This window comes from Pseudarthrobacter sp. N5 (genome assembly GCF_050157035.1).
GTDB lineage: Bacteria > Actinomycetota > Actinomycetes > Actinomycetales > Micrococcaceae > Arthrobacter.
Genome location: NZ_CP189593.1, coordinates 873,849 through 896,958, shown reverse-complemented (window position 1 = coordinate 896,958; position 23,110 = coordinate 873,849). Strand labels below are relative to the sequence as shown.

The 23,110-nt window shown below is 65.2% G+C and carries 18 protein-coding genes and 3 pseudogenes; 10 read left to right on the top strand and 11 right to left on the bottom strand.

Features of this window, described 5'->3' with window-relative positions; all coding sequences use genetic code 11:
• The first annotated feature begins 116 nt into the window (after positions 1–116).
• Positions 117–950 (top strand): DUF1684 domain-containing protein, encoded by an 834-nt coding sequence (locus ACQCST_RS04540; RefSeq protein WP_426998145.1) that lies wholly within the window; start codon positions 117–119, stop codon positions 948–950.
• On the opposite strand, the gene ACQCST_RS04535 is transcribed toward ACQCST_RS04540, so the two are convergent.
• The 3 genes from ACQCST_RS04535 to ACQCST_RS04525 all read right to left on the bottom strand — a co-directional run bounded on the left by ACQCST_RS04535 (position 947) and on the right by ACQCST_RS04525 (position 4,296).
• Positions 947–2,080 carry an AI-2E family transporter gene (locus tag ACQCST_RS04535; RefSeq protein ID WP_426998144.1) on the bottom strand — a complete coding sequence of 378 codons (1,134 nt, stop codon included), beginning with the start codon at positions 2,078–2,080 and terminating at the stop codon, positions 947–949. The two genes, ACQCST_RS04540 and ACQCST_RS04535, sit on opposite strands and share 4 nt — an antisense overlap.
• 171 nt (positions 2,081–2,251) lie before the next feature.
• A complete protein-coding gene (locus ACQCST_RS04530; protein ID WP_426998143.1) occupies positions 2,252–3,478 on the bottom strand; it encodes an acyl-CoA dehydrogenase family protein in 1,227 nt (408 codons plus the stop codon).
• Positions 3,475–4,296, bottom strand: coding sequence for an SDR family NAD(P)-dependent oxidoreductase (locus ACQCST_RS04525; protein ID WP_426998142.1), 822 nt, complete (start codon positions 4,294–4,296; stop codon positions 3,475–3,477). Before ACQCST_RS04525 ends, ACQCST_RS04530 begins: the two co-directional genes overlap by 4 nt.
• Positions 4,297–4,545: 249 nt before the next feature.
• Between ACQCST_RS04525 and ACQCST_RS04520 the strand changes: the two genes are divergently transcribed.
• The 4 genes from ACQCST_RS04520 to ACQCST_RS04505 all read left to right on the top strand — a co-directional run bounded on the left by ACQCST_RS04520 (position 4,546) and on the right by ACQCST_RS04505 (position 9,686).
• Positions 4,546–5,715: a glycoside hydrolase family 76 protein gene (locus tag ACQCST_RS04520; RefSeq protein WP_426998141.1), complete on the top strand. Its 1,170-nt coding sequence runs from the start codon at positions 4,546–4,548 to the stop codon at positions 5,713–5,715.
• A 161-nt stretch (positions 5,716–5,876) separates the two neighbouring features.
• The gene (locus ACQCST_RS04515; RefSeq protein WP_426998140.1) at positions 5,877–6,929 is read left to right on the top strand and encodes an iron ABC transporter substrate-binding protein; all 1,053 of its coding nucleotides are present in this window, start codon (positions 5,877–5,879) and stop codon (positions 6,927–6,929) included.
• A gap of 4 nt (positions 6,930–6,933) precedes the next feature.
• Positions 6,934–8,526, top strand: coding sequence for an ABC transporter permease (locus tag ACQCST_RS04510; protein ID WP_426998139.1), 1,593 nt, complete (start codon positions 6,934–6,936; stop codon positions 8,524–8,526).
• A complete protein-coding gene (locus ACQCST_RS04505) occupies positions 8,523–9,686 on the top strand; it encodes an ABC transporter ATP-binding protein (protein WP_426998138.1) in 1,164 nt (387 codons plus the stop codon). Before ACQCST_RS04510 ends, ACQCST_RS04505 begins: the two co-directional genes overlap by 4 nt.
• A 203-nt stretch (positions 9,687–9,889) precedes the next feature.
• On the opposite strand, the gene ACQCST_RS04500 is transcribed toward ACQCST_RS04505, so the two are convergent.
• Entirely contained in the window at positions 9,890–10,858 is a 969-nt protein-coding gene (locus tag ACQCST_RS04500) for a hypothetical protein (protein ID WP_426998137.1), read from the bottom strand.
• 967 nt (positions 10,859–11,825) lie between these two features.
• On the opposite strand from ACQCST_RS04500, the pseudogene ACQCST_RS04495 reads away from it, so the two are divergent.
• A pseudogene (locus ACQCST_RS04495) lies at positions 11,826–12,320 on the top strand (transposase); the annotation flags it as partial.
• On the opposite strand, the gene ACQCST_RS04490 reads toward ACQCST_RS04495, so the two are convergent.
• Positions 12,321–13,289, bottom strand: coding sequence for an IS481 family transposase (locus ACQCST_RS04490; protein ID WP_426998136.1), 969 nt, complete (start codon positions 13,287–13,289; stop codon positions 12,321–12,323). It abuts the pseudogene before it with no gap.
• Between the two features lie 114 nt (positions 13,290–13,403).
• Between ACQCST_RS04490 and ACQCST_RS04485 the strand changes: the two are divergent.
• A pseudogene (locus tag ACQCST_RS04485) lies at positions 13,404–13,619 on the top strand (transposase); the annotation flags it as partial.
• 14 nt (positions 13,620–13,633) lie between these two features.
• On the opposite strand, the gene ACQCST_RS04480 reads toward ACQCST_RS04485, so the two are convergent.
• Positions 13,634–14,836 (bottom strand): IS110 family transposase, encoded by a 1,203-nt coding sequence (locus ACQCST_RS04480; protein WP_426998135.1) that lies wholly within the window; start codon positions 14,834–14,836, stop codon positions 13,634–13,636.
• Between the two features lie 264 nt (positions 14,837–15,100).
• Between ACQCST_RS04480 and ACQCST_RS04475 the strand changes: the two are divergent.
• From ACQCST_RS04475 to ACQCST_RS04465, 3 genes and pseudogenes are all read left to right on the top strand, one after another.
• A pseudogene (locus tag ACQCST_RS04475) lies at positions 15,101–15,292 on the top strand (IS30 family transposase); the annotation flags it as partial.
• A 399-nt stretch (positions 15,293–15,691) separates the two neighbouring features.
• On the top strand, positions 15,692–17,752 hold the full coding sequence (locus ACQCST_RS04470) for a phosphocholine-specific phospholipase C (RefSeq protein WP_426998134.1): 2,061 nt from the start codon (positions 15,692–15,694) through the stop codon (positions 17,750–17,752).
• 154 nt (positions 17,753–17,906) lie between these two features.
• The gene (locus ACQCST_RS04465) at positions 17,907–19,079 is read left to right on the top strand and encodes an alkaline phosphatase family protein (RefSeq protein ID WP_426998133.1); all 1,173 of its coding nucleotides are present in this window, start codon (positions 17,907–17,909) and stop codon (positions 19,077–19,079) included.
• Between the two features lie 811 nt (positions 19,080–19,890).
• On the opposite strand, the gene ACQCST_RS04460 is transcribed toward ACQCST_RS04465, so the two are convergent.
• From ACQCST_RS04460 to ACQCST_RS04440, 5 genes are all read right to left on the bottom strand, one after another.
• Positions 19,891–20,232, bottom strand: a complete 342-nt coding sequence (locus ACQCST_RS04460) for a hypothetical protein (RefSeq protein WP_426998132.1) — start codon at positions 20,230–20,232, stop codon at positions 19,891–19,893.
• A 71-nt stretch (positions 20,233–20,303) separates the two neighbouring features.
• Positions 20,304–20,489, bottom strand: coding sequence for a three-helix bundle dimerization domain-containing protein (locus ACQCST_RS04455; protein WP_426999073.1), 186 nt, complete (start codon positions 20,487–20,489; stop codon positions 20,304–20,306).
• Between the two features lie 249 nt (positions 20,490–20,738).
• The gene (locus tag ACQCST_RS04450; protein WP_426998131.1) at positions 20,739–22,259 is read right to left on the bottom strand and encodes a CHAD domain-containing protein; all 1,521 of its coding nucleotides are present in this window, start codon (positions 22,257–22,259) and stop codon (positions 20,739–20,741) included.
• Positions 22,260–22,361: 102 nt separating this feature from the next.
• On the bottom strand, positions 22,362–22,721 hold the full coding sequence (locus ACQCST_RS04445) for a hypothetical protein (RefSeq protein WP_426998130.1): 360 nt from the start codon (positions 22,719–22,721) through the stop codon (positions 22,362–22,364).
• A gap of 172 nt (positions 22,722–22,893) precedes the next feature.
• A complete protein-coding gene (locus tag ACQCST_RS04440) occupies positions 22,894–23,106 on the bottom strand; it encodes a hypothetical protein (RefSeq protein ID WP_426998129.1) in 213 nt (70 codons plus the stop codon).
• Between the last annotated feature and the right edge of the window lie 4 nt (positions 23,107–23,110).

Genomic DNA, 23,110 nt, shown 5'->3' with positions numbered 1-23,110 from the left:
GATTTCTTTCGAGCAGTTCATGAAACAACCCCTGTGTGGGCCGTTCCCCGGGCGGGAATGCCGGGGTCCGGCCTAGGGTTGTAGCCAAGGCAGCCATTCACCACCCTGGAGGAACCATGAGCAGCACCGCAGACGCGCAGCTGGAACGCTGGCACCGCTTCCGGAACAGCCGCAATACGGCCCTCGCGGCGGAGTACGGCTGGCTGACGCTCACGTCCTTCCAGTGGCTGGAAGGCCAGCCGGCCGCCGTCGAACTCGCCCCGGGGTTATGGTCCACGGACGGCACGACGGCGGCACTCACCGCTGCGCCGGCGGACGCGCTCACTCTCGTGGAAACGGGAGCGCCTGTGGACGGCACCATCACGGCGACACTCGCCGATGAGGAATCCCTGATGTGGGTGCAGTACGGCGGAGCGGACGGCAAGCAGGTCGTGGTGGAGCTCGCCATGCGCGCCGATAAGTACGCCATCCGCACCCGGGATTCGAAGTCACCGGTGTTCACGGAGTTCGACGGCGTTCCCACCTTCGAATACCGCCCTGACCTGGTGATCGAGGCCAAGTATGAGGCGTATCCAGCGCCGGTGGCCGTGCCGATCGGTACGGCCAACCCGCTGGTTGACGGAGTGCATTTGTCCGTGGGTGAGCTGGTGTTCCACCTCCCCGGCACCGAGCATGAGTACCGGCTCCACGCCGAGGAAGAGAAGCTCGGCGCCCTGACAGTCACGTTCCACGATGGCACCAACGCGGGCCCCGACGGAGAAGGAGAAACAGCTGAGTGGCGCAAAGTGGCCACGGCGCGGCCCCGGCCTAACGGCACCGTGATCCTGGACTTCAACCGCGCCATCAACTACCCCAGTGCCTTCACCCCGTACGGCACCTGCCCCATGCCGGTGAAAAACAACAGCCTCGACGCAAAGATCGAGGCCGGCGAAAAACAGCCGCAAAGCTAACCGGGAACGGACTCTGCCGGACCTGCCTCAACGGGGACCGGGGTATCCCGCCCGGACCACGTCTTAATGACTGTCCATCCGACGGCGGTCAGCGGCACAGCAAGGAGGGCGCCGATGATGCCTGCGAGCATGGTTCCGGCGGCCAGGGCCAGCAGGATGGCCAGGCCGTGGATGCTCAGGACCTTGCCCATCAGGACTGGCTGGAGGAAGTGGTGTTCGAGTTGGTTCACTCCGATGACCACTGCGAGCACGATCAGGGCAGCCACGGGTCCGTTGGAAATCAGGGCGACTGCGACAGCCAGGGTGCCGGCTGCAGTGGCGCCCACAATGGGGATGAACCCGCCGATGAAGATAAACACGCCCAGAGGCAGGGCGAGCGGCACACCCATGATGGCCAGGGCAATTCCGACGACGAGGCCGTCGATCGCGGCCACGATGGCCGTTCCACGCAAGTATCCGCCCAGCACTGCGGTGCTGCGCTCGGCCGCCAGATGGGCTTTGGCCCGGTGGTCAGCGGGCAGGAAGCCGAACAGGAAGCCACGGATCTTCTCCGCGTCTTTGAGGAAGAAGAACAGGATGACGGCCATCAGGACCATGCCCGCCAGGATTTCCCCTGCCGTGCGCACACCGGTGAGGGCTTCGGTACCGAACGAGCTGCTGGTGAAGAACGCCTGGACGGACTCTCGGGTGGCGTTGATCTGCTCGTCGCTGACCGGGATGGGCCCGGTGTTCAGAAAACCGTGGAGCTGGTCAACCCCGGAGACGGCGCGGGCGGAGAGCTCCTTCCACTGGTTCCGGACCAGGAACACGATGCCGGTGATGACTCCCCCGAAGACGGCAAGGATCGCCACAAGGGAGGCCACGACGGCGAGGGCACGGGGCCAGGCGCGGCCGGTCAGCCAGCGCACCAGGGGTGAGATGGCTGAGGCGAGGATCAGGGCGATCACGACGGGAATGATGACGAGCGGGACACGTGTGATGGACCAGAGAATCACCCAGGCCAGGGTGATGACCAGAAGGACCTGGACGGAACGGATGCTTGCGCGGCCGAGTCCGTCGGACCAGATGGCTGGAAGTCCGGTGCGCGGCTTGGAATCCGGGCTCATGGGATAGTCGGAGGTCTCAGGCATGGGGGTCTTCCTCTTTCAGTGCATTGTCCGGGCCGGTCAGGTCTGCTGAGGTCCATCCTTCCGCATGGTCCGCACCTCCGTGCCCTGGTTGCCGTTCCGCTCGCTGTCGCCCGCCTTGTCGGCGGCCTGATACTTGCCGGGCCGCCGAGACGAAACAGCTAGTGTCCTGTGCTAGACGATCGCGGATACCCCGGTGACGGCGCGGCCCACGATCAGCGTATTGATCTCATAGGAGCCCTCATAGGTGTAAATGGCCTCGGCGTCAGCGAAGATTTTCGCCATCCGGTAATCGGTCACAATCCCGTTGCCGCCCAGGATTGAACGGCCCATGGCCACTGTCTCGCGCATCCTGGAGCTGCTATAGGACTTTGCCAGTGCCACCTGCGGCATGTCAGCGCCGCCTTCCTCCTGCAGCTGCGCGATCCGCGCCATCATGCCCATGCTCGCCACGGCGTTGCCCAGCATGGTGACCAGCTGCTGCTGGATGAGCTGGAACTTCGCCAGCGGCCGCCCGAACTGCCGGCGTTCGACGGCGTACTGCCGCGCGACGTCGAACGCTGCCAGTTGCTGGCCCACCGCCTGCCACGCCACCATGATCCTCGATCCGCGGAGCAGGTGGTTAGTGTCCGTAAAGCTGTTGATGCCGGCAAAGCGGTCGGCCTCGGCCACACGGACGTCCTCGAAGCGGATATCCGCATTCTGCACCGTGCGCAGGGCAATCTTGTGCTCGATCTTTCGCCGGCTCACCCCAGGCAGTGTCGCGTCCACGATGAACCCCCGGACGGCGCCGTCGGCCTCGTCCAGCGCCCACACCAGCATGTAGTCGCAGAATGTCCCGTTGCCGATCCATCGCTTGGCGCCGTTCAGGACCCAGCAGTCGCCGTTGTCGTCGGCCGCTCCTGTCAAACCCGATATCCGGCGGGCACGGGTTTCCATACCGCCGGCCACGTCCGAGCCGTGCTCCGGTTCGGTCAGCGCAAAGGCGCCCGTGGTGCGGAGGTTCGAGGCGTCGTCGAGCAGGCGTGCCTTCTGTTCCGTGGAGCCGAACTCAAACAGCGACTCCACGAAGAGATCGTGGTGCACCAGGAAAAACGTGGCAATGGAGGTGTCCACCCTGGTCATTTCAACGATGACCAGGCCGGCGAAAAGGTGGCTGTAGCCGCGCTGCGACGGGGTGCTGAGTTCCAGCGCCGCCAGCTTGGGCAGGATGTGCGAGGGAAACTCGGCGTTGTCCCACCACTCCCCCGCGTACGGCGCGATCTCGCGGGCCAGGAATTCACGCAGCTCGTTCAGCTTGCGCTGTTCCGGTTCGCTGAGGAGCGACTCGAAATCGAAGAAGTCGGCAGTGGGAAGGGCCTCCACCAACGACGGCCCGGCAGACACGGGTATCTGGGTCACTTGGGGCCCATCCGGATGGCGCCGTCCAAACGGATGGTTTCGCCGTTGAGCATGGCGTTTTCCACGATGTGCGCGGCGAGGTTTGCGTACTCGGCCGGACGGCCCAGACGGGACGGGTGAGGGACCTGCTGGCCCAGCGAATCCTGGGCTTCCTGCGGCAACCCGGCCATCATGGGGGTCTCGAAAATGCCGGGCGCGATGGTCACCACGCGTATCAGGGAGCGCGCAAGCTCCCGGGCGAGCGGCAGCGTCATGGCCGCCACTGCCCCCTTGGAGGCAGCGTAGGCGGGCTGGCCGATCTGTCCGTCGAACGCGGCAACGGAGGCGGTGTTGATGACGATGCCGCGCTCCGGACCGCCAAGGGCGGTGGTGGCCGGTTCGGTGGCAGCCATGGCAACGGCGGCCAGGCGGATCACGTTGAAGGTGCCCACGAGGTTGATCTGGATGACCCGGCTGAACGTCTCGAGCGGCAGGACCCCGTCGCGCCCGATCACCCTGCCGGGCGTTGCGATGCCGGCACAGTTGACCAGTATCCGCAGCGGGCCCAGGGCAACAGCGGCGTCGACGGCGGCCTGCACCTGGTCCTCGCTGGTCACGTCCGTGGGGACAAAGACGGCGGTGTTCCCGGTGCCAGCGTCTGCAACGGCGCCACCCGAACCGCGGGAAGCGTTCAGCTCGGAGGCATAGGCCGCCCCGGCTGACGCGGGCAGATCCACCAGCACCACGGACGCTCCGGCCTCGAACAGGCGTCTGGCGGTGGCGGCGCCCAACCCTGACGCCCCGCCCGTAATCAGCGCGACAGTACCCTTGATGTCCATACATCCTCCTTGATGCGAACCCGTGCCCGGCAGTGAACATTAGTTAGTGAATGTTAACTGAAAAGCTGGAAGTTAGCACCCCTGCGGATGACCCAGCCCCTCGAGAGTGGGGGTCGGGCCGCGCTTATCACCGGGCATCCCCAATAATCCTGTTCTACGGATAGTTCTGGATAAGGTGGGATTCATGATCCAGGAAGCAACTAGTCCGTTCCGGCCAGAAGCCTGCGGTGTGCCTCCGGCGCTGAAAACATGACCCCGGCAGATTCGCCCGCGGCCCCTGCCGACTGGCCGGCCCGCGCCGACGAAGCAGCCCGATCGGTCACGAGGCTGTTCGGGCAGCGGCTGTTTTTCCTGCCCGGGACCCACATTGCCGCGGTCGCACGCCCCTCCAGCCGGCTGAAGAATCTCTTCCGGCCGTGGCACTACTGGTGGCAGGCGCACTACGTTGACTGCCTGGTGGATACCGGCCGCCGCGAGTTGGGCAGTGCCACCAGCCCGGGGTCCAGGTTCGACGGCGCCAACCGTCCCAGTGCGGGCAAGCTCGCCTCGCAACTGGTCACCGGGATCCGGCTGCGCAACTTCCTGACCGTTGTGAACAGCTACTACGACGACATGGCCTGGCTGGCACTATCCACGCTGCGGCTGGAGAAGCTCGCCGAGGAAACGCGCAAACCCGGCCGCCGACGCAACGCCAGCGTCCGCAAGAGCCTGGCCCTGCAATTCGATTCAGCCTCCACCGACGATCTGGGAGGGGGCACGTTCTGGAGTACAAAGCGCGACTTCAAAAACACCCCTGCAACCGCGCCGGTGGCCCTCTATTTCGCCCGCACCGGCAGCACCGCCAGGGCCCAGGGGCTCCTGGACTGGCTGGATGCCAAGCTCTTCGACCCCGTCCAGGGCCTGTATCTGGACGGGCTCCGGATCAGTAAAACGGGTGAGGTGGTAGTGGAAGGCGCCATCTACACCTACAACCAGGGCCCCGTCCTGGGCGCACTGTTGGAGCTCGGCGGCCAGCCGAACCTGGACCGCGCAGCCACCCTGGTGGATGCGGTGGACCGGACACTCACCCGGCCGGCCGCCAACTCCGCCGGGATACCCTCTACGGTGCTGCGCTGTGATGGAACGGGCGACGGCGGGCTGTTCACCGGGATTCTGGCGCGGTACCTTGCGCTGGCCGCGGTGGACAGGCGCCTGCCGGCGGTCACCAGGGCCACGGCCGCGCGGCTGGTTACGGACACCGCCGGGGCTTTCTGGTCCGGCCGCCGGACCGTGACGGAGGGCGAAACCCACATCTTTTCCGTCCACCCCGAGACTCCGGCGAGCCAGACGTATCCGCCAGGTGCCGCCGTCGAACTTTCCACCCAGCTGCAGGCGTGGATGGTGCTGGAAGCGGCCGCTACGGTGCACGCCGGCAATTAAGTCACGCAACAGTTCCGTAATTGATGTGATCCTCATCACTTAAGCCGTTTCTGGCTTGGCTGCTTAGGTTTGGCTAACCTACAGTTTCTCGAGTGAGCCTCCCCTAACTTCCCCGCTCGCCAGGACCTCGGTCCGCAGACTTTTCCGAGAAAGCAGCCCCAATGAAGATCCGCAACAACGCACTGGCCGGTATCGCACTCGCCGCCGCCGCAGCCCTGGGACTGGCGGCCTGTGGCGCCAGCACCCCCACCCCTGCCGCAACCGGATCCGCGGACGCCAAACCGTCCGGCGAGATCACGGTCTACAACGCCCAGCACGAGAGCCTGACCGCGGAATGGGTTGACGCCTTCACCAAGGAGACCGGCGTCAAGGTCACCGTCCGAAATGGTGACGACACCGAAATGTCCAACCAGATTGTCCAGGAAGGCGGCGCTTCCCCGGCCGACGTCTTCCTCACGGAAAACTCCCCTGCAATGGCGCAGGTTGAGAACGCCGGACTGTTCGCAGACATGGACAAGGCCACCGTGGACCAGGTTCCGGCCGAGTACCGCCCGTCCACCAACAAGTGGACCGGCATCGCCGCCCGCTCCACCGTGCTGGTCTATGACAAGACAAAGCTCAGCGAAGACAAGCTGCCCAAGTCCTTGCTGGATCTGGCCAAGCCGGAGTGGAAGGGCAAGTGGGCGGCCTCCCCGGCCGGCGCCGACTTCCAGGCGATCGTTTCCGCGCTGCTCGAGCTCAAGGGCGAAGCAGCCACGGAAGAGTGGCTCAAGGGCATGAAGGAAAACTCCAAGGCCTACAAGGGCAACAGCACCGCTATGAAGGCCGTCAACGCCGGCGAGGTCGAAACGGCCCTGATTTACCACTACTACTACTTCGGCGACCAGGCCAAGACCGGCGAGAACTCCAAGAACGTCGGCCTGCACTACTTCAAGAACCAGGACCCGGGTGCCTTCCTGTCCATCTCCGGCGGCGGCGTGCTCAAGTCCTCCAAGAACGCAGCGGCAGCACAGGCCTTCCTGAAGTTCATCACCGGCAAGCAGGGCCAGGAAGTCCTCAAGAACGGCACCTCCTTCGAATACGCCATCGCCTCCAAGGTTGACGCCAACGCGAAGCTGGTTCCGGTCAAGGATCTGCAGGCTCCGGCCGTGGACCCGGCCAAGCTGAACTCCGCAAAGGTCGCCGAGCTGATGACCAAGGCAGGACTGCTGTAATTCTGTGACCACTGATGTATCGGCTCCCGTGATTTCGGAGAGCACGACGACGGCGGGCAGGGGCAAACGCCCTCGCCCGCCTTTCGGCGTCTCTGCAGTAGCCGTCATCGCGGTGCTGATCGCCCTGTTTTCGGTGGTCCCGCTGGGTTACGTCATCTACATGACGGGAGCCACCGGCTGGGACGCCGCAGTGGGGCTGATCTTCCGGGCGCGGGTTGGCGAACTGCTCCTGAACACCGTGCTGCTGATGCTGGTCACTGTTCCACTCTGCCTTGTGCTGGGCGTGGGTGGTGCGTGGCTGGTGGAACGGACCAAGCTCCGCGGACACAAGATCTGGGCTGTGCTGCTGGCCGCCCCGCTGGCCGTTCCGGCCTTTGTGAACAGCTACGCATGGGTTTCCGCGGTCCCGTCGCTGGAGGGCCTGTGGTCCGGCGTGCTGATCGCCACGCTGTCGTATTTTCCCCTCGTGTACATCCCCGCCGCAGCGACGCTCAGCCGGCTGGATCCGGCCATCGAACAGTCCGCCGCGTCCCTGGGCCTGGGCGCTTGGCGGGTCTTTTTCCGGGTGGTTCTTCCGCAGCTGCGCATCGCCATGACCGGCGGAGCGCTCCTGGTCTCGCTGCATCTGCTGGCCGAATACGGGGCCTTCGCGATGATCCGGTTTGATACGTTCACCACGGCCATCATGGTGCAGTACCGTTCCACGTTCAACGGCACCGCTGGGAACATGCTGGCCAGCGTCCTGGTGTTCTTGTGCCTCATCCTGCTTCTGGTGGAAGTCCGCGGCCGCGGCACCGCACGGTACGCCCGGGTGGGCTCCGGCGCGCAGGCCAGGGCCCTGCGCCTTCCCCTGCACGCATACCAGCTGCCCGGGCAACTCGCTCTGCTCGCCCTCACAGGGCTGGCCTTCGGACTCCCCCTGTACTTTGTTTTCCGCTGGATCGTTGCCGGCGGGGCCGGCATCTGGGCGGTGGATGAGTTCCTGCCCGCCCTTTTGCAGACGCTCGGCTATGGCCTGGCCGGCGCCGTGGTGACCACCGCCGTCGCGTTTCCCATGGCGTACCTGGCCGTGCGGCACCCCAGCTGGTTCAGCAAGGCGCTGGAACTGTCCAATTACGTCACCAGCTCCTTGCCGGGCATTGTAGTGGGCCTGGCGTTCGTCACGGTCAGTATCCGCGTGGTGCCGGGTGTCTACCAGACCGCTGGTGTGCTGATTGCGGCGTACGTGCTGCTGTTCCTGCCCAGGGCACTCGTGAACATCCGTTCGGGGCTGTCGCAGGCGCCCAAGGAGTTGGACGAGGCAGCGCAGGCTCTGGGCAAGCCTCCGCTGCAGTCCTTCATTCGGGTGACACTCCGGCTGACGGCCCCGGCCGCAGCCGGTGGCGCGGCGCTTGTGTTCCTGGCAATCGTCAATGAGCTCACCGCAACGCTGCTGCTCTCGCCCAACGGCACTCGGACGCTCGCCACCGAGTTCTGGAGCAAGAGCAGCGAGATCGATTACGCCGGCGCCGCCCCCTACGCGCTGCTGATGATCCTCCTCTCTGCACCCATGACCTATCTCCTCTTCCAGCAGTCCAAGAAAGTAGCCGGACAGTGACCGAACAATCCCCTTCCAGGCTTCCGGAACCACGGATCGCGGCATCGGTGGCGCCCAGCACCAACAGCCATCTGGAAATAGACGCGGTCACCAAGAACTTCGGTTCGCAGTCCGTCCTCAAGGGCGTCAACCTGTCCGTGGCCAAGGGCGGGACCACCGCCATTGTGGGGCCGTCCGGCTCCGGCAAGACCACCCTCCTGCGGCTGATCGCCGGTTTTGAGCACCCTGCCACGGGCAGCATTTCGCTGAACGGAACCAAAGTGGCGGGCGACGGCGGCTGGTTGCCGGCGCATAAGCGTCATGTGGGGTATGTGGCCCAGGACGGCGCACTGTTCCCGCACCTGACGGTTGGCCAGAACATTGCGTTCGGGCTAAACGCATCCAAGGTGCCCGGCGGACGGCGTGCGGTGGCCGAACGCGTCAGCGAGCTGCTGGCGATGGTCTCACTGGACACCGCCATGGCCAACCGGCGGCCGCATCAGCTCTCCGGCGGACAGCAGCAGCGTGTCGCCCTGGCCCGCGCCCTGGCCAGGGAACCCGAGCTGATGCTCTTGGATGAACCGTTTTCCGCCCTGGACGCCGGACTCCGGGTGGCCACGCGCCGCGCCGTGGCCAAGGTGCTCAATGACGCCGGAGTGACCACCATCCTGGTGACCCACGATCAGGCCGAAGCTCTTTCCTTCGCGGACCAGGTGGCGGTGATGCGCGGCGGCAAACTGGCACAGATCGGCAACCCGTTTGTGGTCTACACCCGCCCTGCGGACCGCGCCACGGCAGAATTCCTGGGCGACGCCGTCATTCTTGATGCCTGGATGGAAGGTTCGCTGGCGACGTGTTCCCTGGGCGGTATCCCGGTCCGCAGGCCCCCGGCCCAGGGCCGTGTGCAGCTCATGCTGCGGCCGGAGCAGATCCGGATCGCTGAAGACGGCCCCATCCGCGGCGTGGTGGTGGACACCGACTACTTCGGCCCGGAAACCACTGTCCGGCTGAAGCTGGCCGTGCCGCCCGAGCTGGCAGCCGGAGCCGTTGCCGATCACCGTTACCCGGGCGGCGGCGAAATAATCACCATCAGGCACTGGAACGCGTCCATAGCCCGCCCGGGGACCGAACTGTGCCTGCGAGTTGTGGGCGAAGCTGTGGCCTTCGCGCTGGAGGACTGACTCTCCCTCAGCTTTCGCTGGTTTTTCCCAAACAGTCCCGCAGCTCCTGGTGATTGAGCCTGTCGAAATCCCGGGTCTGGACAGGCTCGACCACCGGAGGTCAGCCTCGGCCGGCAGGCCCTGGACGCGGCCTCCCGGACAGAGGAGTTTATCAAGCGGTTTGGCTGGTCATCTTCTGCTCACCTGGAGCGGTGAGGACCCAACTAGTCAGGGGAAGAACCGGGGTCAAAGGACACCGGCGCCGGTACATCCTGAACTGCTCCGCTGACGGGAACTACACCCGACAGGGGAAGATAATCAAAAATGTTGGAGAGCCAGGCAACGGAACCGTGAGCAGTACTGGATGACCGGCTCGACCCTGATCCGGAAACCGGCGCTGGGGTTGGCGCCGGCATTGCACCGCCAAAGAATCCCCGCGTGGAGGACCCTTGAACAACACCATCTCCGGCCCGCAAGCCCGCACCGGCAAAGGAAGCCGCAGCAGACGAAGCCAGCAGCGCGCTCAGGAGCCCCTTCCATGACCCGCCGCGAGCCGGCGTACCACTCGGTCCCGCCGACCAGACGCTCGTGCTGACGGCGGCCGCCGGACCATGTGCCGATATCCGGGGCGGGAGCAGGCCTGAAAGGCCACCACCCTCGCCCGGAATGGAGGCTGAAACAACCAGGGGCCGTCCAACGTCCGGCGCTGCAACATCTGTCACCGGACCTGCAACGGACTTCAGGGCACCTGTCACCACACCGGCAACGGACTGCGCGGAGGCATCCGGCACCGCCACGTCACCAACCAGCGGTGAAAGGACGCCAGTCAGCGGCCCGGCCGATTCAACTGCCGCCGTCTGCACAGGATCAAGCCCGTTCACTGGAGCAAGGGAGCCCACCGCAACATCTACCGTCCCGACCGGGCCTTCCAGAAGCGGCTGGAGAAGCCCGGCAACCGGTGCAGCGGTCACTTCGGGCACCGACTGTCCCGGGGAAAGCGGGGCAGATGCCGCTGCCGGCAAAACAGGCCCCGGGACCACCGACCCGGCAACCAGTACGGCGGTCACTTCGGGACTGGAACCGACGCCGGAGGCCGTGGAACTAAATGGCGATGCAGCAGCGGAAACCGTGCCGGGCGTCGATCCGGAGACCGGGCCTGTATCTGCCGAGCCCACGGGTGCTGAAAAAGTCAACCAGGCAACTGCAATAGCACCGGCAAAAAGCATAGGGCGCACGGTACGGAACGACACTAATGACGTGTCCACCCAGCACCCCCTTAACGCCCTTCACTCCCCTGGGCCGTTGGTCCTCAATTTTTGTTGGCTCTTAGCCAAGATCCTCGAAACAACCGCGCAACGCACGAGTAGCCGGACTCGTTTTCAGGAGGGCAGACTACTTGCTCCTGCCCGTAGGTACGCGTCTGCAGAAAATCCACCCCGTACTAATGACCCACCACGACCGACGGTGGAGCAACCGCTCAGCTGCCCAACGGCAGGCAGGGGGCCGACGAGCCCCGTGCGGGTGTGGGCCTGCATCCCAAACCCCGAGCAGCATTCTCTGACGCTCGCACTGGGCATGGTTCTCTACCACCCCTTCATGTGCCGAAGCAGTAAGCATCCTTGGTCCGTAGGCGGCGAGGTCGTGCTATTTTGCTTTCGGTGTCGGTGGAATGGTCATCAACTTCAAACAAGGATGCTGACCCCATGAACACAGTCAGTGACAGGACCGAACGAAGGTATTGGCTCGTACTCAGTGGCCGTGTTCGGCGTTCCTTATGCGTGCGGGCAATGCCGGGGACAGCAGCGCAGGACCACATCAACGAGTTCTACGACCAGGAGGAAAGCTGATCGGTGAGTGGGTGCTGGTCCGTACCGATAGCGCCGGAGCGTCCTCGGAAATCCTGCATTACCTCTCATCGTCAGGGTGCAGCTCAGTGTCTCCTACCGGTCCCGGTGATTAAGGTCCGCATGGTCGCGTTGACCAATGACAAGGAGCTGGCGGCCCGGCTGGAACGGTCCTCCATCCCGTGCTCACCGTGGTCGCGGTAGCGGGCAGCCCAGCGTGAGGCGGTCGTACGACGAACCGGCCGTCCCGTCCCGTAAGCCGATGGCGAGTTCAATCGGTCGTTGCAACACCCCTTTTTATTGTGAGGTGTTGCCCATGTTGTCGAAGAAGGAACGGATCGAAAAGGAGGCCCGGTTCTGGGTGTTGATGGCCCAGGGCTCGACGCTGATCGCGGCGTGCGAGGCTGTTGGAGTGGATCGACGAACTGGCCGTCATTGGCGTCAAGCAACCGGCGGGCGGATCCCGCGCAAGAAACCCGAACCTTCGGGCCGGTACCTGTGCCTGGAAGACCGACTGCAGATCGCGGACCTGCACCTGGCCGGAATAAGTGTGCGGGCGATCGCAGCGCAGCTCAAGCGGTCTGCATCGACGGTCAGCCGTGAACTGCGCCGTAACGGCCCCGGGACGGGCGCGCGGGGGCGGGGAAAGTATGCGCCGTATGCGGCGCAGAAACGGGCCGAGCTGCGCGGTCACCGACCCAAGGCCAGCAAGTTCGATGACCTGGAACTGGCATCCTTGGTACAGGCCAAGTTGTGCGTGAAGTGGAGTCCCGAGCAGATCAGTGACCACCTCGCCACGACGCTCCCGGACCTAGCTGTATTGACCTGAGAGGTTAGTGACGCGGGTGACCGGTGGCTGACCTTTGAGTGAGGTGTGGCCTCGGTGATGATTGTAGTGATGGAGCCAGTCGGCGAAAGAATCAACACGCTCGGCCTCTGATCCATAGGGTTTTGCGTAAGCCCACTCATCGAGCATGGTGCGGTTGTAGCGCTCGACTTTGCCGTTGGTCTGGGGCCTGTAGGGCCGGGTGCGCTTGTGCTTGATAGCCGGGCCCAGGGCGTCTTTGAATGCGTAGGAGCGGTAGCAGGAGCCGTTGTCCGTCAGGACCCGTTTGACCACGATTCCGCAGGATTCGAAGTAGGCGTTGGCGCGTTCCCAGAACCCGGCCGCGGTGTCCTTTTTCTCATCGGCGAGGATCTCGGTGTAGGCCAGCCGGGAATGATCATCGACCGCGTTGTGCAGGAAGGCGTAGCCCGGTCTCCGGTTCGCCGCCGTGCCGGTCTTGTTCCGGTTGCCGGATGCCCTGCCCACCGTGCGGTGTCCGCCGCCGTCCGGGATACGTCCGAGTTTCTTGATGTCCACGTGGACAAGGTCTCCGGGGTTCTGGTGCTCGTAGCGGCGGATTACCCTCCCCGTGGCCCGGTCCAGCCACGACAGCCTTGCCAGTCCGAACCTGGAGAGGACCCGGTGCACCGTGGAGGGGTGGATACCCAGCAGGTAACCGATCCGGGCAGGGCCCCACCGGCGGTTCACTCTGAGCGCGACGATCCGCCGCTCCCGCCGCACGGACGTCCGGCCCGGGGAGCTGACGGGCCGGCTCGACCGGTCCTCCATCCCGTGCTCGCCGCGCTCCCGGTAGCGGCCAGCCCACCGCGCCGCGGTCGTCACCGAGACCTGGAACCGCTCAGCCGCCCGCCGCAGCGGCCACCCGTCCTCCACGACGCACTGGGCCAGCCGGAGCCTGCCCTTAGGCGTGAGGAGCGCATTAGCATGGGACATTGAAGACCTCCTTGTGGATCGGACTCTCGACAAGCCCCACTCCACCCGGAGGTCTTCTTTTTGTCACCTAACCACGCCGAGCGTTCCTAACGTCCGTGGTCAATACACCTAGCGGAGATGCAAGTGTGTCCCGAGACGATCTACCAGGCGCTATATGTGCAGGGCCGCGGTCACCTGCGCGCTGACCTGCACCAACACCTGCGCACGGGCCGCGCCGTGAGGCGGCCAAGACGCCCCACCGGCAAGCGGGCGGGGAAGATCCCGGACATGATCCTGATCAGCGAACGACCCGCCGAGGTCGCCGACCGCGCCGTCCCTGGCCACTGGGAATCTCAATGCTGTTGTCAAGCAGCCTGGACGCAAATGGCGGCGGCCGGCTCCCGGTATTCGGTGTGGTCGCGGAGCATGGCCCAGATGACGTTGATGCGGCGTCGGGCAAGTGCGATAAGCGCCTGTTTGTGGGACTTTCCCTCGCCGCGTTTCCGGTCGTAGTAGGTTCTGGAAGCGGGGCTGTTTTTCAAGCTGGAGAGGGCGGCGAGGTAGCAGGTTCGGAGGAGTCTGCGGTTGAATCGGCGCGGCCGGTGCAGGTTTCCGCTGATCCGGCCGGAATCGCGTGGGACCGGAGCCAACCCGGCGACGCTGGCGAGCCGGTCGACGGAGTCGAATCCGTCCAGGTTACCGCCGATGTTCGCGAGAAAAGTAGCCGCGAGTACGGGCCCGAACCCAGGCATACTCAGCAGAACATCGGCGCTGTCGTGCTGCCTGAACAGGTCCGTGATCTGGGCATCGACGTCTGCGATCTCTGCATCGGTTGAGCTGATCTGATCGGCCAACCGGACGACCAGGGCCGATCCCATGGATTGGGCAGGCAGGACGGTGTGCTGGGCGTTTGCAGCCGCAAGTGCCTTCTCCGCCATCTTTGCACTGTTCCGGCAGCCGCGTTTTCTCAGCCAGCCAGTAAGCCGCGTCAGTCCTATCCGGCGGATGCCCTCGGGGGTCTGATAGCCGCTCAGAAGGGTCAGAGGAGCCTTCTTGGAGTAGTCGAAGGCCCGCTCGAGCGCAGGGAAGTATTCCAACAAGGTGGCCCGGAGCCGGTTGATCGCCCGGACACGGTCGCAAATCAGATCGGTGCGGCGGGCAGTGAGCATACGCAGGTCCACACTGATCTGGTCTGCGCTGCGAACGGGTTGCAGGTCGGTGCGCATGCGGGCCTGGTCAGCGATGATCCTGGCGTCTTTCGCGTCGGTCTTTCCATCCCCCCGATAGGTCGCTGCGGCGTGATGCACGATCCGTCCAGGGATATAGAGCAGGTGCTGAGCGTGTGCTGCCAGCAGCTCGATCAGCAGCGCCGCGCCGCCGGCGTTCAGATCAGTAGCCCAGCAGATCTCACCACCGGCCGCGCGCTCCGCGGTTTCGGCGATGAGCTGGAGCAACGCGGTTTCGTCGTTCTCGACCCGTTTTGACAGCAGCACCGTCCCGGATTGGTCGATCACAACGCAATGATGGGCACTCTTGCCCGAGTCGATTCCTGCCCACACGTCCGGCATGTCTTTCGGTCCCTTCGATCAGCTCCAATTTGGTTGGCCCCTGTCGATAACCACGCCGGCACGTCCTTACCCAACGATCAATGTCGTAAGTCTCAATCAGCGGTCGAGTCATCGGCGGGCAGCGGGCGGCCATTCCCAGTGAGCCGTCCAAGCGGCAGGGAGATCTGGGCCATACCCACCACCCGAGGGTGATCGAAACACTACGACAGCTCCGAAGTCACCCACAACAAAATCGTAAGGAAGGGGATCTGGTCCTGGGGTCGAACCAACGGACTCCTACGCCAGTACTTACCCAAGGGCACCGACCTGTCCGTGCACTCACCCGAGCGGCTACTCGAAGTCGCAGCCGAACTCAACGCCCGACCCCGCAAGACCCTGGGCGGCATCACCCCCGCCCAAGCCATGGAACGGCTACTATTTGAACCAGAAAAACCCGCCGTTGCAACGACCGCCTGAATCCGCCGAACCTTCACCGACACATCTCGTTGTCCCAAAGACGATCCTTCAGTAACGGGCGGGACGTGGAGTGCGGCTGCCCGGGGTGCTGGATGCTGCAGCCGGGGAATAGGTGATGTCGATACTGTAGAAGTTTGCGTGAGGGCAGGTTTGGCGAGGTTGCTGGTGGCCTCCAGAGTTCGAACCAGGTGGCCGGGAACGTCTTTACCGTGTCGGCAAGTTTGGCGTCATGAGCGTTCGTTACGGCACGGGTTCCCTGCCGGTGGTTGGGGCCTGTGCTCCCCGCCCCGGGGTGGGCGTGTCACCGGGAGTTTGCCGCGTGTATACCTGTGCTTTACCCGGTGCTGGAACACTGCGTCGGGGGGGTTCGCCAGCAACACAAAGTATTAGGAGCAGTTCATGCCAGGCCTGAATCGTCGACGTTTTCTTCAGCTCGCGGGCGCTGGTGCCGCGAGCACCGCGATCGCCGAGATGCTCGGCCAAAGCGTCGCACGCGCTGCCTCGATCCCTGCCAACAGGGCCAGCGGCTCGATCAAGGATGTTGAGCATGTGGTGGTCTTTATGCAGGAGAACCGCGCGTTCGATCACTATTTCGGCACGTTGAAGGGTGTGCGCGGGTTCTCGGACCCGCACCCCGCGGTCCTGCCCAGCGGCAAGGACACCTTCTACCAGAACAACGGCACGCGTGAGGTCCTCCCCTACCGCCCGACGGCACCGAACCTGGGCATGCAGTTCATGGAGGACCTCGACCACTCGTGGAAGATGACCCACGAGGCCTTCAACGCGGGCAAGTACGACCGGTGGCTGCCCGCGAAGTCGGATGCGACCATGGCTTTTTACGGGCGCCAGGACATTCCGTTCCATTTCGGCCTCGCGGACGCGTTCACGGTATGTGACCAGTACCACTGCTCGGTGCTCGGCCCGACGGACCCGAACCGCTATTACATGTTCGCCGGCGGTGACGACCCGGACCGCAAAGGCGGCGGCCCGGACCTTTGGAACGATGAGAACGGCTACTCGTGGAGCACCTACCCCGAGGAGCTCGAGAAGGCCGGCGTGAGCTGGAAGGTCTACCAGGACATCGGCGAGGGCCTCGACCCGGCGCACTATGAGGGCTGGACGGGCGACCCGTACATCGGCAACTACGGCGACAACGCGCTCCTGTACTTTAAGCAGTACCAGGACGCGAAGCCCGGAACTCCGTTGTACGAGAAGGCGCGCACCGGCACGAACGCCAAGGCCGGAGATGACCTCTTCAGCATCTTGCGCGAGGACGTCTCCTCGGGGAAGCTCCCGCAGGTGTCCTACATCGTGGCCCCGGAGGCATACACGGAGCACTCCAACTGGCCGCCGAATTTCGGTGCCTGGTACGCGGCCAATATCCTTGACATCCTCACGTCCAACCCGGACGTCTGGAGCAAGACGGCCGTGTTCTTCATGTATGACGAGAACGACGGCTTCTTCGACCACATCGTCCCGCCGCACCCGAATACCCCGCAGATCCCGGGTGCGTCCACGGTCTCGACCGCAGGCGAGTGGTACGACGGCACCCCGACCTTCTACGGCAGCAAGGACGTCCCGGGACACTTCGGCCTGGGTATGCGCGTGCCGATGATTGTCCTCTCCCCGTGGAGCATGGGCGGGTGGGTGTGTTCGGAGACGTTCGACCACACATCGATTATCCGCTTTCTCGAGGCCCGCTTCGGCGTGGCTTCGCCGAACATCACGCCGTGGCGCCGCGCGGTCTGCGGTGACCTCACGAGCGCGTTCGACTTCACCGCCGCCGGCGGCGCGGCCCCGGCCCTGCCCGACACCTCCGCATACAAGCCGGTGGACCATCAGCGTCACCCGAACTACGTTCCGACGCCACCGGCGACGAACTCGATGCCCTCCCAGGAGAACGGCACGCGCCCGTCCCGTCCGCTGGGCTACGCCCTCGACGTTGAGGCCACCATTGCGGGCGGCAAGCTCACCGCGCACTGGGCCAACCAGGGCACCCTCGGCGCGCACGTGCAGGTCCGCTCCAACCTCCTGCCGCAGGCTCCGTACTCATACACCATCGGGGCCAGGGCTACGCTCGACGCGACCTGGGCGCTCGGCGCCGAATACGACGTGCACATGCACGGGCCGGCCGGCTGGTACCGGCGCCTTGCCGGCACGACGGCGGCGGCAGACCTCCGCGTCACCGTCACCACTGACGGCAAATCGCCGCACGCGCAGTTCCGGATCGAGAACACCGGACCCGCGGGCGCGGCCCTGACCCTCAAGGACGCCTACGGCGCTGGCTCCCAGACACTCACGCTCAACCCGGGCCAGGGCAAGACGGTCATCATCCCGACCCAGGGCGGCTGGTACGACCTGACAATCACCTCCGCCGGTGACCCGAAGCTCATCCGCGTCCTCGCCGGCCGGCTCGAGAACAGCCGCGCGCTCACCAGCGACCCCCAGCTGGGCCGATAAGAGGCCGGGCCGGGGCGAGGGCTGCAGGCTGTCGTTCGCTCCGCCGTCCGTCATCTGAGCTTCACCTTGCTGTACAACCAACGAAACTGTCGTTCCGTCCGGGGCGCAACCCGAAAGGACATATTCGATGCCCAATATGCTGAAAAATCGAGCGGTGGCAGCAGCGGCACTTGCTGCGGCCGTCGCGTTCACTGGATTCGCGGCCGTTGGTGCGGCTGCACCCGCGGACGCGCAAACGACGTCGGGCACTGTCGCCCAGGCCAGCGGTCAGGGGGCAAACGGCCCTGACCACGTTTTCGTCATCATGATGGAGAACCACGGCTACGACCAGGTCATCGGCAACACGGCCGACGCGCCCTACATCAATTCACTCGCCCGGCGCTACAACACAGCGGCGAACTACCACGGCGTCACCCACCCCAGCCTCCCGAACTACCTCGCAACCATCTCGGGAAGCTCCCAGGGCATCTGGGACGACTGCAAAGCCGGCGCAAACGTCACCTGCGCCCCCGAAGAGTTCGTCCCCGGATCCGGTGACACCGGGGCCACCGGGCTCCTCACCCCGGCGCAGGTCGCCAGCGCCTCCGCGACTGCGCATATGTTCTCCGGCCAGACCATTGTCGACCAGCTCGAGAACAAGGGCCTGAGCTGGAAGGCGTACATGGAGAACCTCCCCAGCGCCGGCTCGCAGGTCGAATACGCGCCTACGATCGGTTCAGCCACGGTGAAGCTTTACGCGCAGAAGCACAACCCCTTCATGTACTTCTCGGACATCAACTACCCTGGCAGCCCGCGCCTGCAAAACATCGTGCCGCTCGAAAACAACCTGAAGACCGACCTGGCGAACGGCACCGTCCCGAACTTCGTCTGGATCAGCCCCAACCAGTGCCACGACATGCACGGAATCTCCCCCTCCGGGGCGGCCCTCATCAACCTGCCCCAGTGCGGCTACCCGGACTCCGGCCTCGACCACGGCGCGATCCAGCTCGGTGACAACTATGTCAACCAGACGGTCCAGCAGATCATGGACTCCCCGACATGGAAGACGACCAAATCCAGTATCGTCCTCGCATGGGACGAGAACGACTACTCCGGATCCTCTGGCGGTCCGGGCAGCCCGGTCGGTCAGAACGGGGCCGTCCTCGGCGGCGGCCACGCACCGATGATCGTGATCAACTCTGCTGAAGGCCCGCACAAGACGACAACCCAGCTTTCGGACCACTACACCCTGCTCTCCACCATCGAGCACCTGTGGCACCTGGGCTGCCTGGCCAACACGTGCTCGCCCACCACATCGGGCACCTTCGAGGAGCTCTTCCGCCCCTGACCCAGAGAACGACCCCGGCGATCCCGGTCCTGATAGAAGGGGCTGAGAGGAGCCGGTACATCGGCCAAGACAGACTGCCTGCCCGCATGCCGTGCGGGCAGGCAGTCGCGCTATCCGGCCTGGCTACTATCGGCATAAGGGGGCCGCTTCAGAAAACGGAAAAAATCGTACGGCAGGTATCTACTCGGTCAGCTCAAGAAATGGAAGAGGAAAACTCGCTGTTTGCCAAGGCAACGCGTCACTGACACTCAGTGGGGCAGATTCTCTGGCGAATCGCATTCTTCTTGACGCGCGAATTGCCACATCAAGCGATGTCGAGCAAGTCGTCGCGCATCTCACTGCCGCGGCGGGCCTGAACCAGTGGCAGTGGCTGCGCAGCATGCTCGGCGCGCGTTTCCGACCAGATGTGCACAACCAGCGCCGACTACAGGAGCACCGCGGTAACACCTCGGCCGAGACCCTGGACCGGTTTCGCGCCGTCATCAATAGCAGCATCGCACCGTCCTCCCATACTCCGGCCTACCTGGGGGAAGTTGTCGTGCACGCCCAAGATATTCGCCACACACTGGGGCTTCCCCGTACTCCGATCATTGATGCATTGACGCCCGTCGCGGAGTTCTACGCGCACCGCGACTTCACGGTTGCCAGCCGCACGCACGCTGCAGGCTTCCAGCTGAGGGCAGATGACGGGCCCTTCACAGCGGGTACGGGACCGCAGGTTACTGGGCCAACTCTTGCCCTGGTGATGACGATGGCCGGACGCGTTCCTTACCTTGAGCATCTCCAGGGTCCCGGCGTGCCGACTCTTCGGTCACGCCTCGAAAGCACCGCACCTGAACCGCCCCGGAAACAGGATGACAACTTGTCCTAGTGTCCTGCGCGTATCGCTCCGAGCTGTCCCGACCTGATGATCATCGACCAGGCGGACCGGGCCGCGGTGCGTCACGCGCGGATCCAGAAACCGACGGCCGACAGCACCCGCGGTGTCCGGTCGGGCTCGTTGTTCGTGGCCGCGTTCGAGGGCAACGACGAAGTCGCGCGAAACGCCTGCCCTCTCAGCCAGATGGGCACGGGTCTGATGCAGCGCCTTCCGGCGTTCACGCACGAACGTCACGGCGTCATCCGGGGTGTTGAACTCAACGGTGTCGCTCATGGTCCCTCGCCTTCGATGGACGCCCATCTTGTCACAGTTCCGCACCGGGCGAGCGTGCCTGGGCTGTGTGCTCAGCGGGACAAGCGGGCCTTGGCTGCGTGCTCAACGAGTACGGGTACGTAGTCACGTATCCGGCCTCCGTCCAAAGCCTTGTGTTCCTCCCGGACGGCCTGTTCAATGCTCGGGCGTGGAACATGCGGGAAGCGTTCGGCGAGGCGGTCGACCACCATCTCGACGGCTTTCAATTCATCATCCATATTCACGTCCCCAGTGTCCCGCCGGCCGCGCCGGCCGGTCAAGAAGCCGCGTTAACTCATCAAAGATGCCCGCATGGCGGTATTCGAGGAATCAGTGGAGCATCCGCGTAACGGTGTGTGTTGGAGGGGGCGCCGCCGTGCCGGCAGATCCGGCAGGACCGGGGTCGGCAGCGGGCCCCCGGGCACGGACGGCCCCCATGACCGTGTAGAGAAAGTTTGCAGCCAAGACTGTAGGGGAAGCGACAGCATTTAGTCCCTGTGTAGGGGTTTCGGCCGGAACTGCGCCCACGCGAGGAGGAACTGTGCCCGGGCGTCCGACCCGCGTTGCTGTTCGATTACGTGCAGGCGCCCGTAGCTGAATCCGTTCGCCCCTTCCGAATGGGCCGTCGCGCCCAGGTCCCGGAGCAGTTCGCGGGTGACCAGGCTGTCCTGGTGGCCACCGAGGATCTGTTGGATGTGCTCGGCGGCTTTTGCCAGTCGGCGGGCCCGCTTCCCGTGGACCGCGGCCGCCGCATCGGCCGCGTACCGCAGCCGTTTCGCGGACTTGCGCACCTCGTGCAAGGCAGTGTCAGCCGGGGCCCCGTTCCGCGCGTCGTCCACGGCCTCGACTGCCTCGCTCAGGCGGGCCCGGTCAGCAGCCACCCGGTCAGCCACGCACTTCCCGGCAGGCTTGCGTGCGAGGTCCGAAAGCGGCGGGTCCGTGACGAAGGAGTCAAGGGCATCGAGCAGCCGGAAGTATCGGTCGCTGGCAAGGGCTGCCAGCCCGGCGGCCCGTGCGTCGTGGTGTCTGGCGCCGAGGTGTTCCTCGATCCACTGTTGGACGGGGCCCATGAGAAGCTCTGCCGGTTCAGCGCTGATCACGTCCTTGAGCCGCTGGAGGATGACCTCCGTGTCGCGGGCCGCACCCACGGCGCCTGCCAGCCATTTCAGTTCTTCCCGCAGATCCCGGGCGACCTCGGAGTCGGTGAGTTTGCGGTAGGTGGCCAGGGCCGAGCGCATGCTGCGTGCGGCTACCCGGAGCTGGTGCACTGCGTCCGGCAGGTCTCCGCGCACCCCGGGATCGTGCGTTTTGAGCGTCTGCACCTGCGCGTGCAGGTAGGCCAGCAGCACTGCCGACGCGGGGCCTTTGCGTGTCAGTGTTGGCGGGGGTGCGGCCTCGCCAGGGTAGTGGGCACCCAGGGCCCGTGCAAGCTTCGAGGGCAGGGCCGCCGGGTGCTGGCCGGCCGCCGCCAGAAGCGTGTCTGCCGCCTCAAGCAGCTCCCGGCGCCCGTCAACAAGTTCGATCTCCCACTCCCGCCAGCTGCTGGATTCAGGCTTGCCAAGGACCGTGCTGGCCTCCACCCGGTCATCGCAGAATTCGGCCAGGACCGTGTCGCCGCGCCCGTACAGGGACAGAACCGTGCGTCGTGTGCTCAGGCGCACGACGGGGACAAGTGCGCGGTCGCGGGTGTGAACGAGCACGAGCCGCCGTAGGCGTTCCGGAGCGGTGTCCGGATCGCTGCCCACGGGTTCGGTGACCTCGCGGCGTTCCCCGGCCCCCAGGGGCAGTTTCAGGTGCCAGCCGGCGTCGTGTCCGCCACTGCGCCGCCGCAGCGTGATTCCATGGGCCGCCAGCGTCAGATCCCGGGTATCAAAATAGACGGCATCCAGGTTTTGTTCTTCAGGCGTACCGACCCGGACCACCCCCGCGAGCATGACCAGTTCCGGCACCCGGGCGTCCTGCGCGACGTCGTACTTCCGTTCCACCTCTACGGTATCCGGCCCGGTCATGCTCCAGTCTAAGTCCGCGGCCACGTTCGCAACCGGGCCAAGAGTCCCGACCTCCAGGGGACCGGGGCGCGCGGTTGTCCGCCGGCCGCCCGGAGGCCCGGATCAGCCGACTGATTCGGCGCGTTTCTTCACAGCGTTGACGTAGTCGGTTAATGCCGGGGCCATCCCGGTCGGGGTCTTCCCGAGGAGTCCCGGCGGCGGGCCGCTGAACTCCTCTTCACGTGCAGATGCGTCATGCCCGCCCGGGCGGGCGGAAACCGTGAAGGTCCGGACGCTCCTGGCGAGCCCCGGGTACATGCCGCCGGTCCGTGTGCTGATTCTGATGGTGCCGCCGTTGCGCACCTCGCCCCGGATGCCGGTGATCCCGGACTCCCACACCGGGTAATTCCCGGCATAGTTGATGATGTTCCAAACAGTCGGGCCGCCGGCATGGATCAGGGCCTCGGCCTCAAAGGATTCCATGACCGACAGAGTATCCGCAGTGCCTGAAAGCTCCGCAGGTATCCTGGCGCCGGTGGATGAACATCACTCAACCCGGCACCGGAGTATCGGCGCATCTGCCCGCCGGGTACGAGCGGCGCCCCGGACAGGGACGGCCAGCTGGCCGCCCGGCGGTCCGGGAACCGGGCAGCCGTCATCCGCGTTCGAGGGTAAGCCCGTAAGGGACGTCGGCACTGACCGCCACCGTGAACAGCGTGTGGTGGTGCCGGGTGACGAGGATGCCGTGCCGGCGCTCCTCCATGGCCTTGGCACGGGCGGCCCTGACGGCGGCATCCAGTTCCTCGCCCAGGAGGGCGGCGTACTCGGCGTGGACTTCAAGAACGAGGTCCGTTCTGGCTTTGATCATGGCA

Bases quoted from the DNA above. Each gene is read 5' to 3' on its own strand.
- ACQCST_RS04540 (WP_426998145.1), top strand. From the start codon at position 117: ATGAGCAGCACCGCAGACGCGCAGCTGGAACGCTGGCACCGCTTCCGG.
- ACQCST_RS04535 (WP_426998144.1), bottom strand. From the start codon at position 2,080: ATGCCTGAGACCTCCGACTATCCCATGAGCCCGGATTCCAAGCCGCGC.
- ACQCST_RS04525 (WP_426998142.1), bottom strand. From the start codon at position 4,296: ATGGACATCAAGGGTACTGTCGCGCTGATTACGGGCGGGGCGTCAGGG.
- ACQCST_RS04520 (WP_426998141.1), top strand. From the start codon at position 4,546: ATGACCCCGGCAGATTCGCCCGCGGCCCCTGCCGACTGGCCGGCCCGC.
- ACQCST_RS04515 (WP_426998140.1), top strand. From the start codon at position 5,877: ATGAAGATCCGCAACAACGCACTGGCCGGTATCGCACTCGCCGCCGCC.
- ACQCST_RS04490 (WP_426998136.1), bottom strand. From the start codon at position 13,289: ATGTCCCATGCTAATGCGCTCCTCACGCCTAAGGGCAGGCTCCGGCTG.
- ACQCST_RS04480 (WP_426998135.1), bottom strand. From the start codon at position 14,836: ATGCCGGACGTGTGGGCAGGAATCGACTCGGGCAAGAGTGCCCATCAT.
- ACQCST_RS04470 (WP_426998134.1), top strand. From the start codon at position 15,692: ATGCCAGGCCTGAATCGTCGACGTTTTCTTCAGCTCGCGGGCGCTGGT.
- ACQCST_RS04460 (WP_426998132.1), bottom strand. From the start codon at position 20,232: ATGAGCGACACCGTTGAGTTCAACACCCCGGATGACGCCGTGACGTTC.
- ACQCST_RS04455 (WP_426999073.1), bottom strand. From the start codon at position 20,489: ATGGATGATGAATTGAAAGCCGTCGAGATGGTGGTCGACCGCCTCGCC.
- ACQCST_RS04450 (WP_426998131.1), bottom strand. From the start codon at position 22,259: ATGACCGGGCCGGATACCGTAGAGGTGGAACGGAAGTACGACGTCGCG.
- ACQCST_RS04445 (WP_426998130.1), bottom strand. From the start codon at position 22,721: ATGGAATCCTTTGAGGCCGAGGCCCTGATCCATGCCGGCGGCCCGACT.
- ACQCST_RS04440 (WP_426998129.1), bottom strand. From the start codon at position 23,106: ATGATCAAAGCCAGAACGGACCTCGTTCTTGAAGTCCACGCCGAGTAC.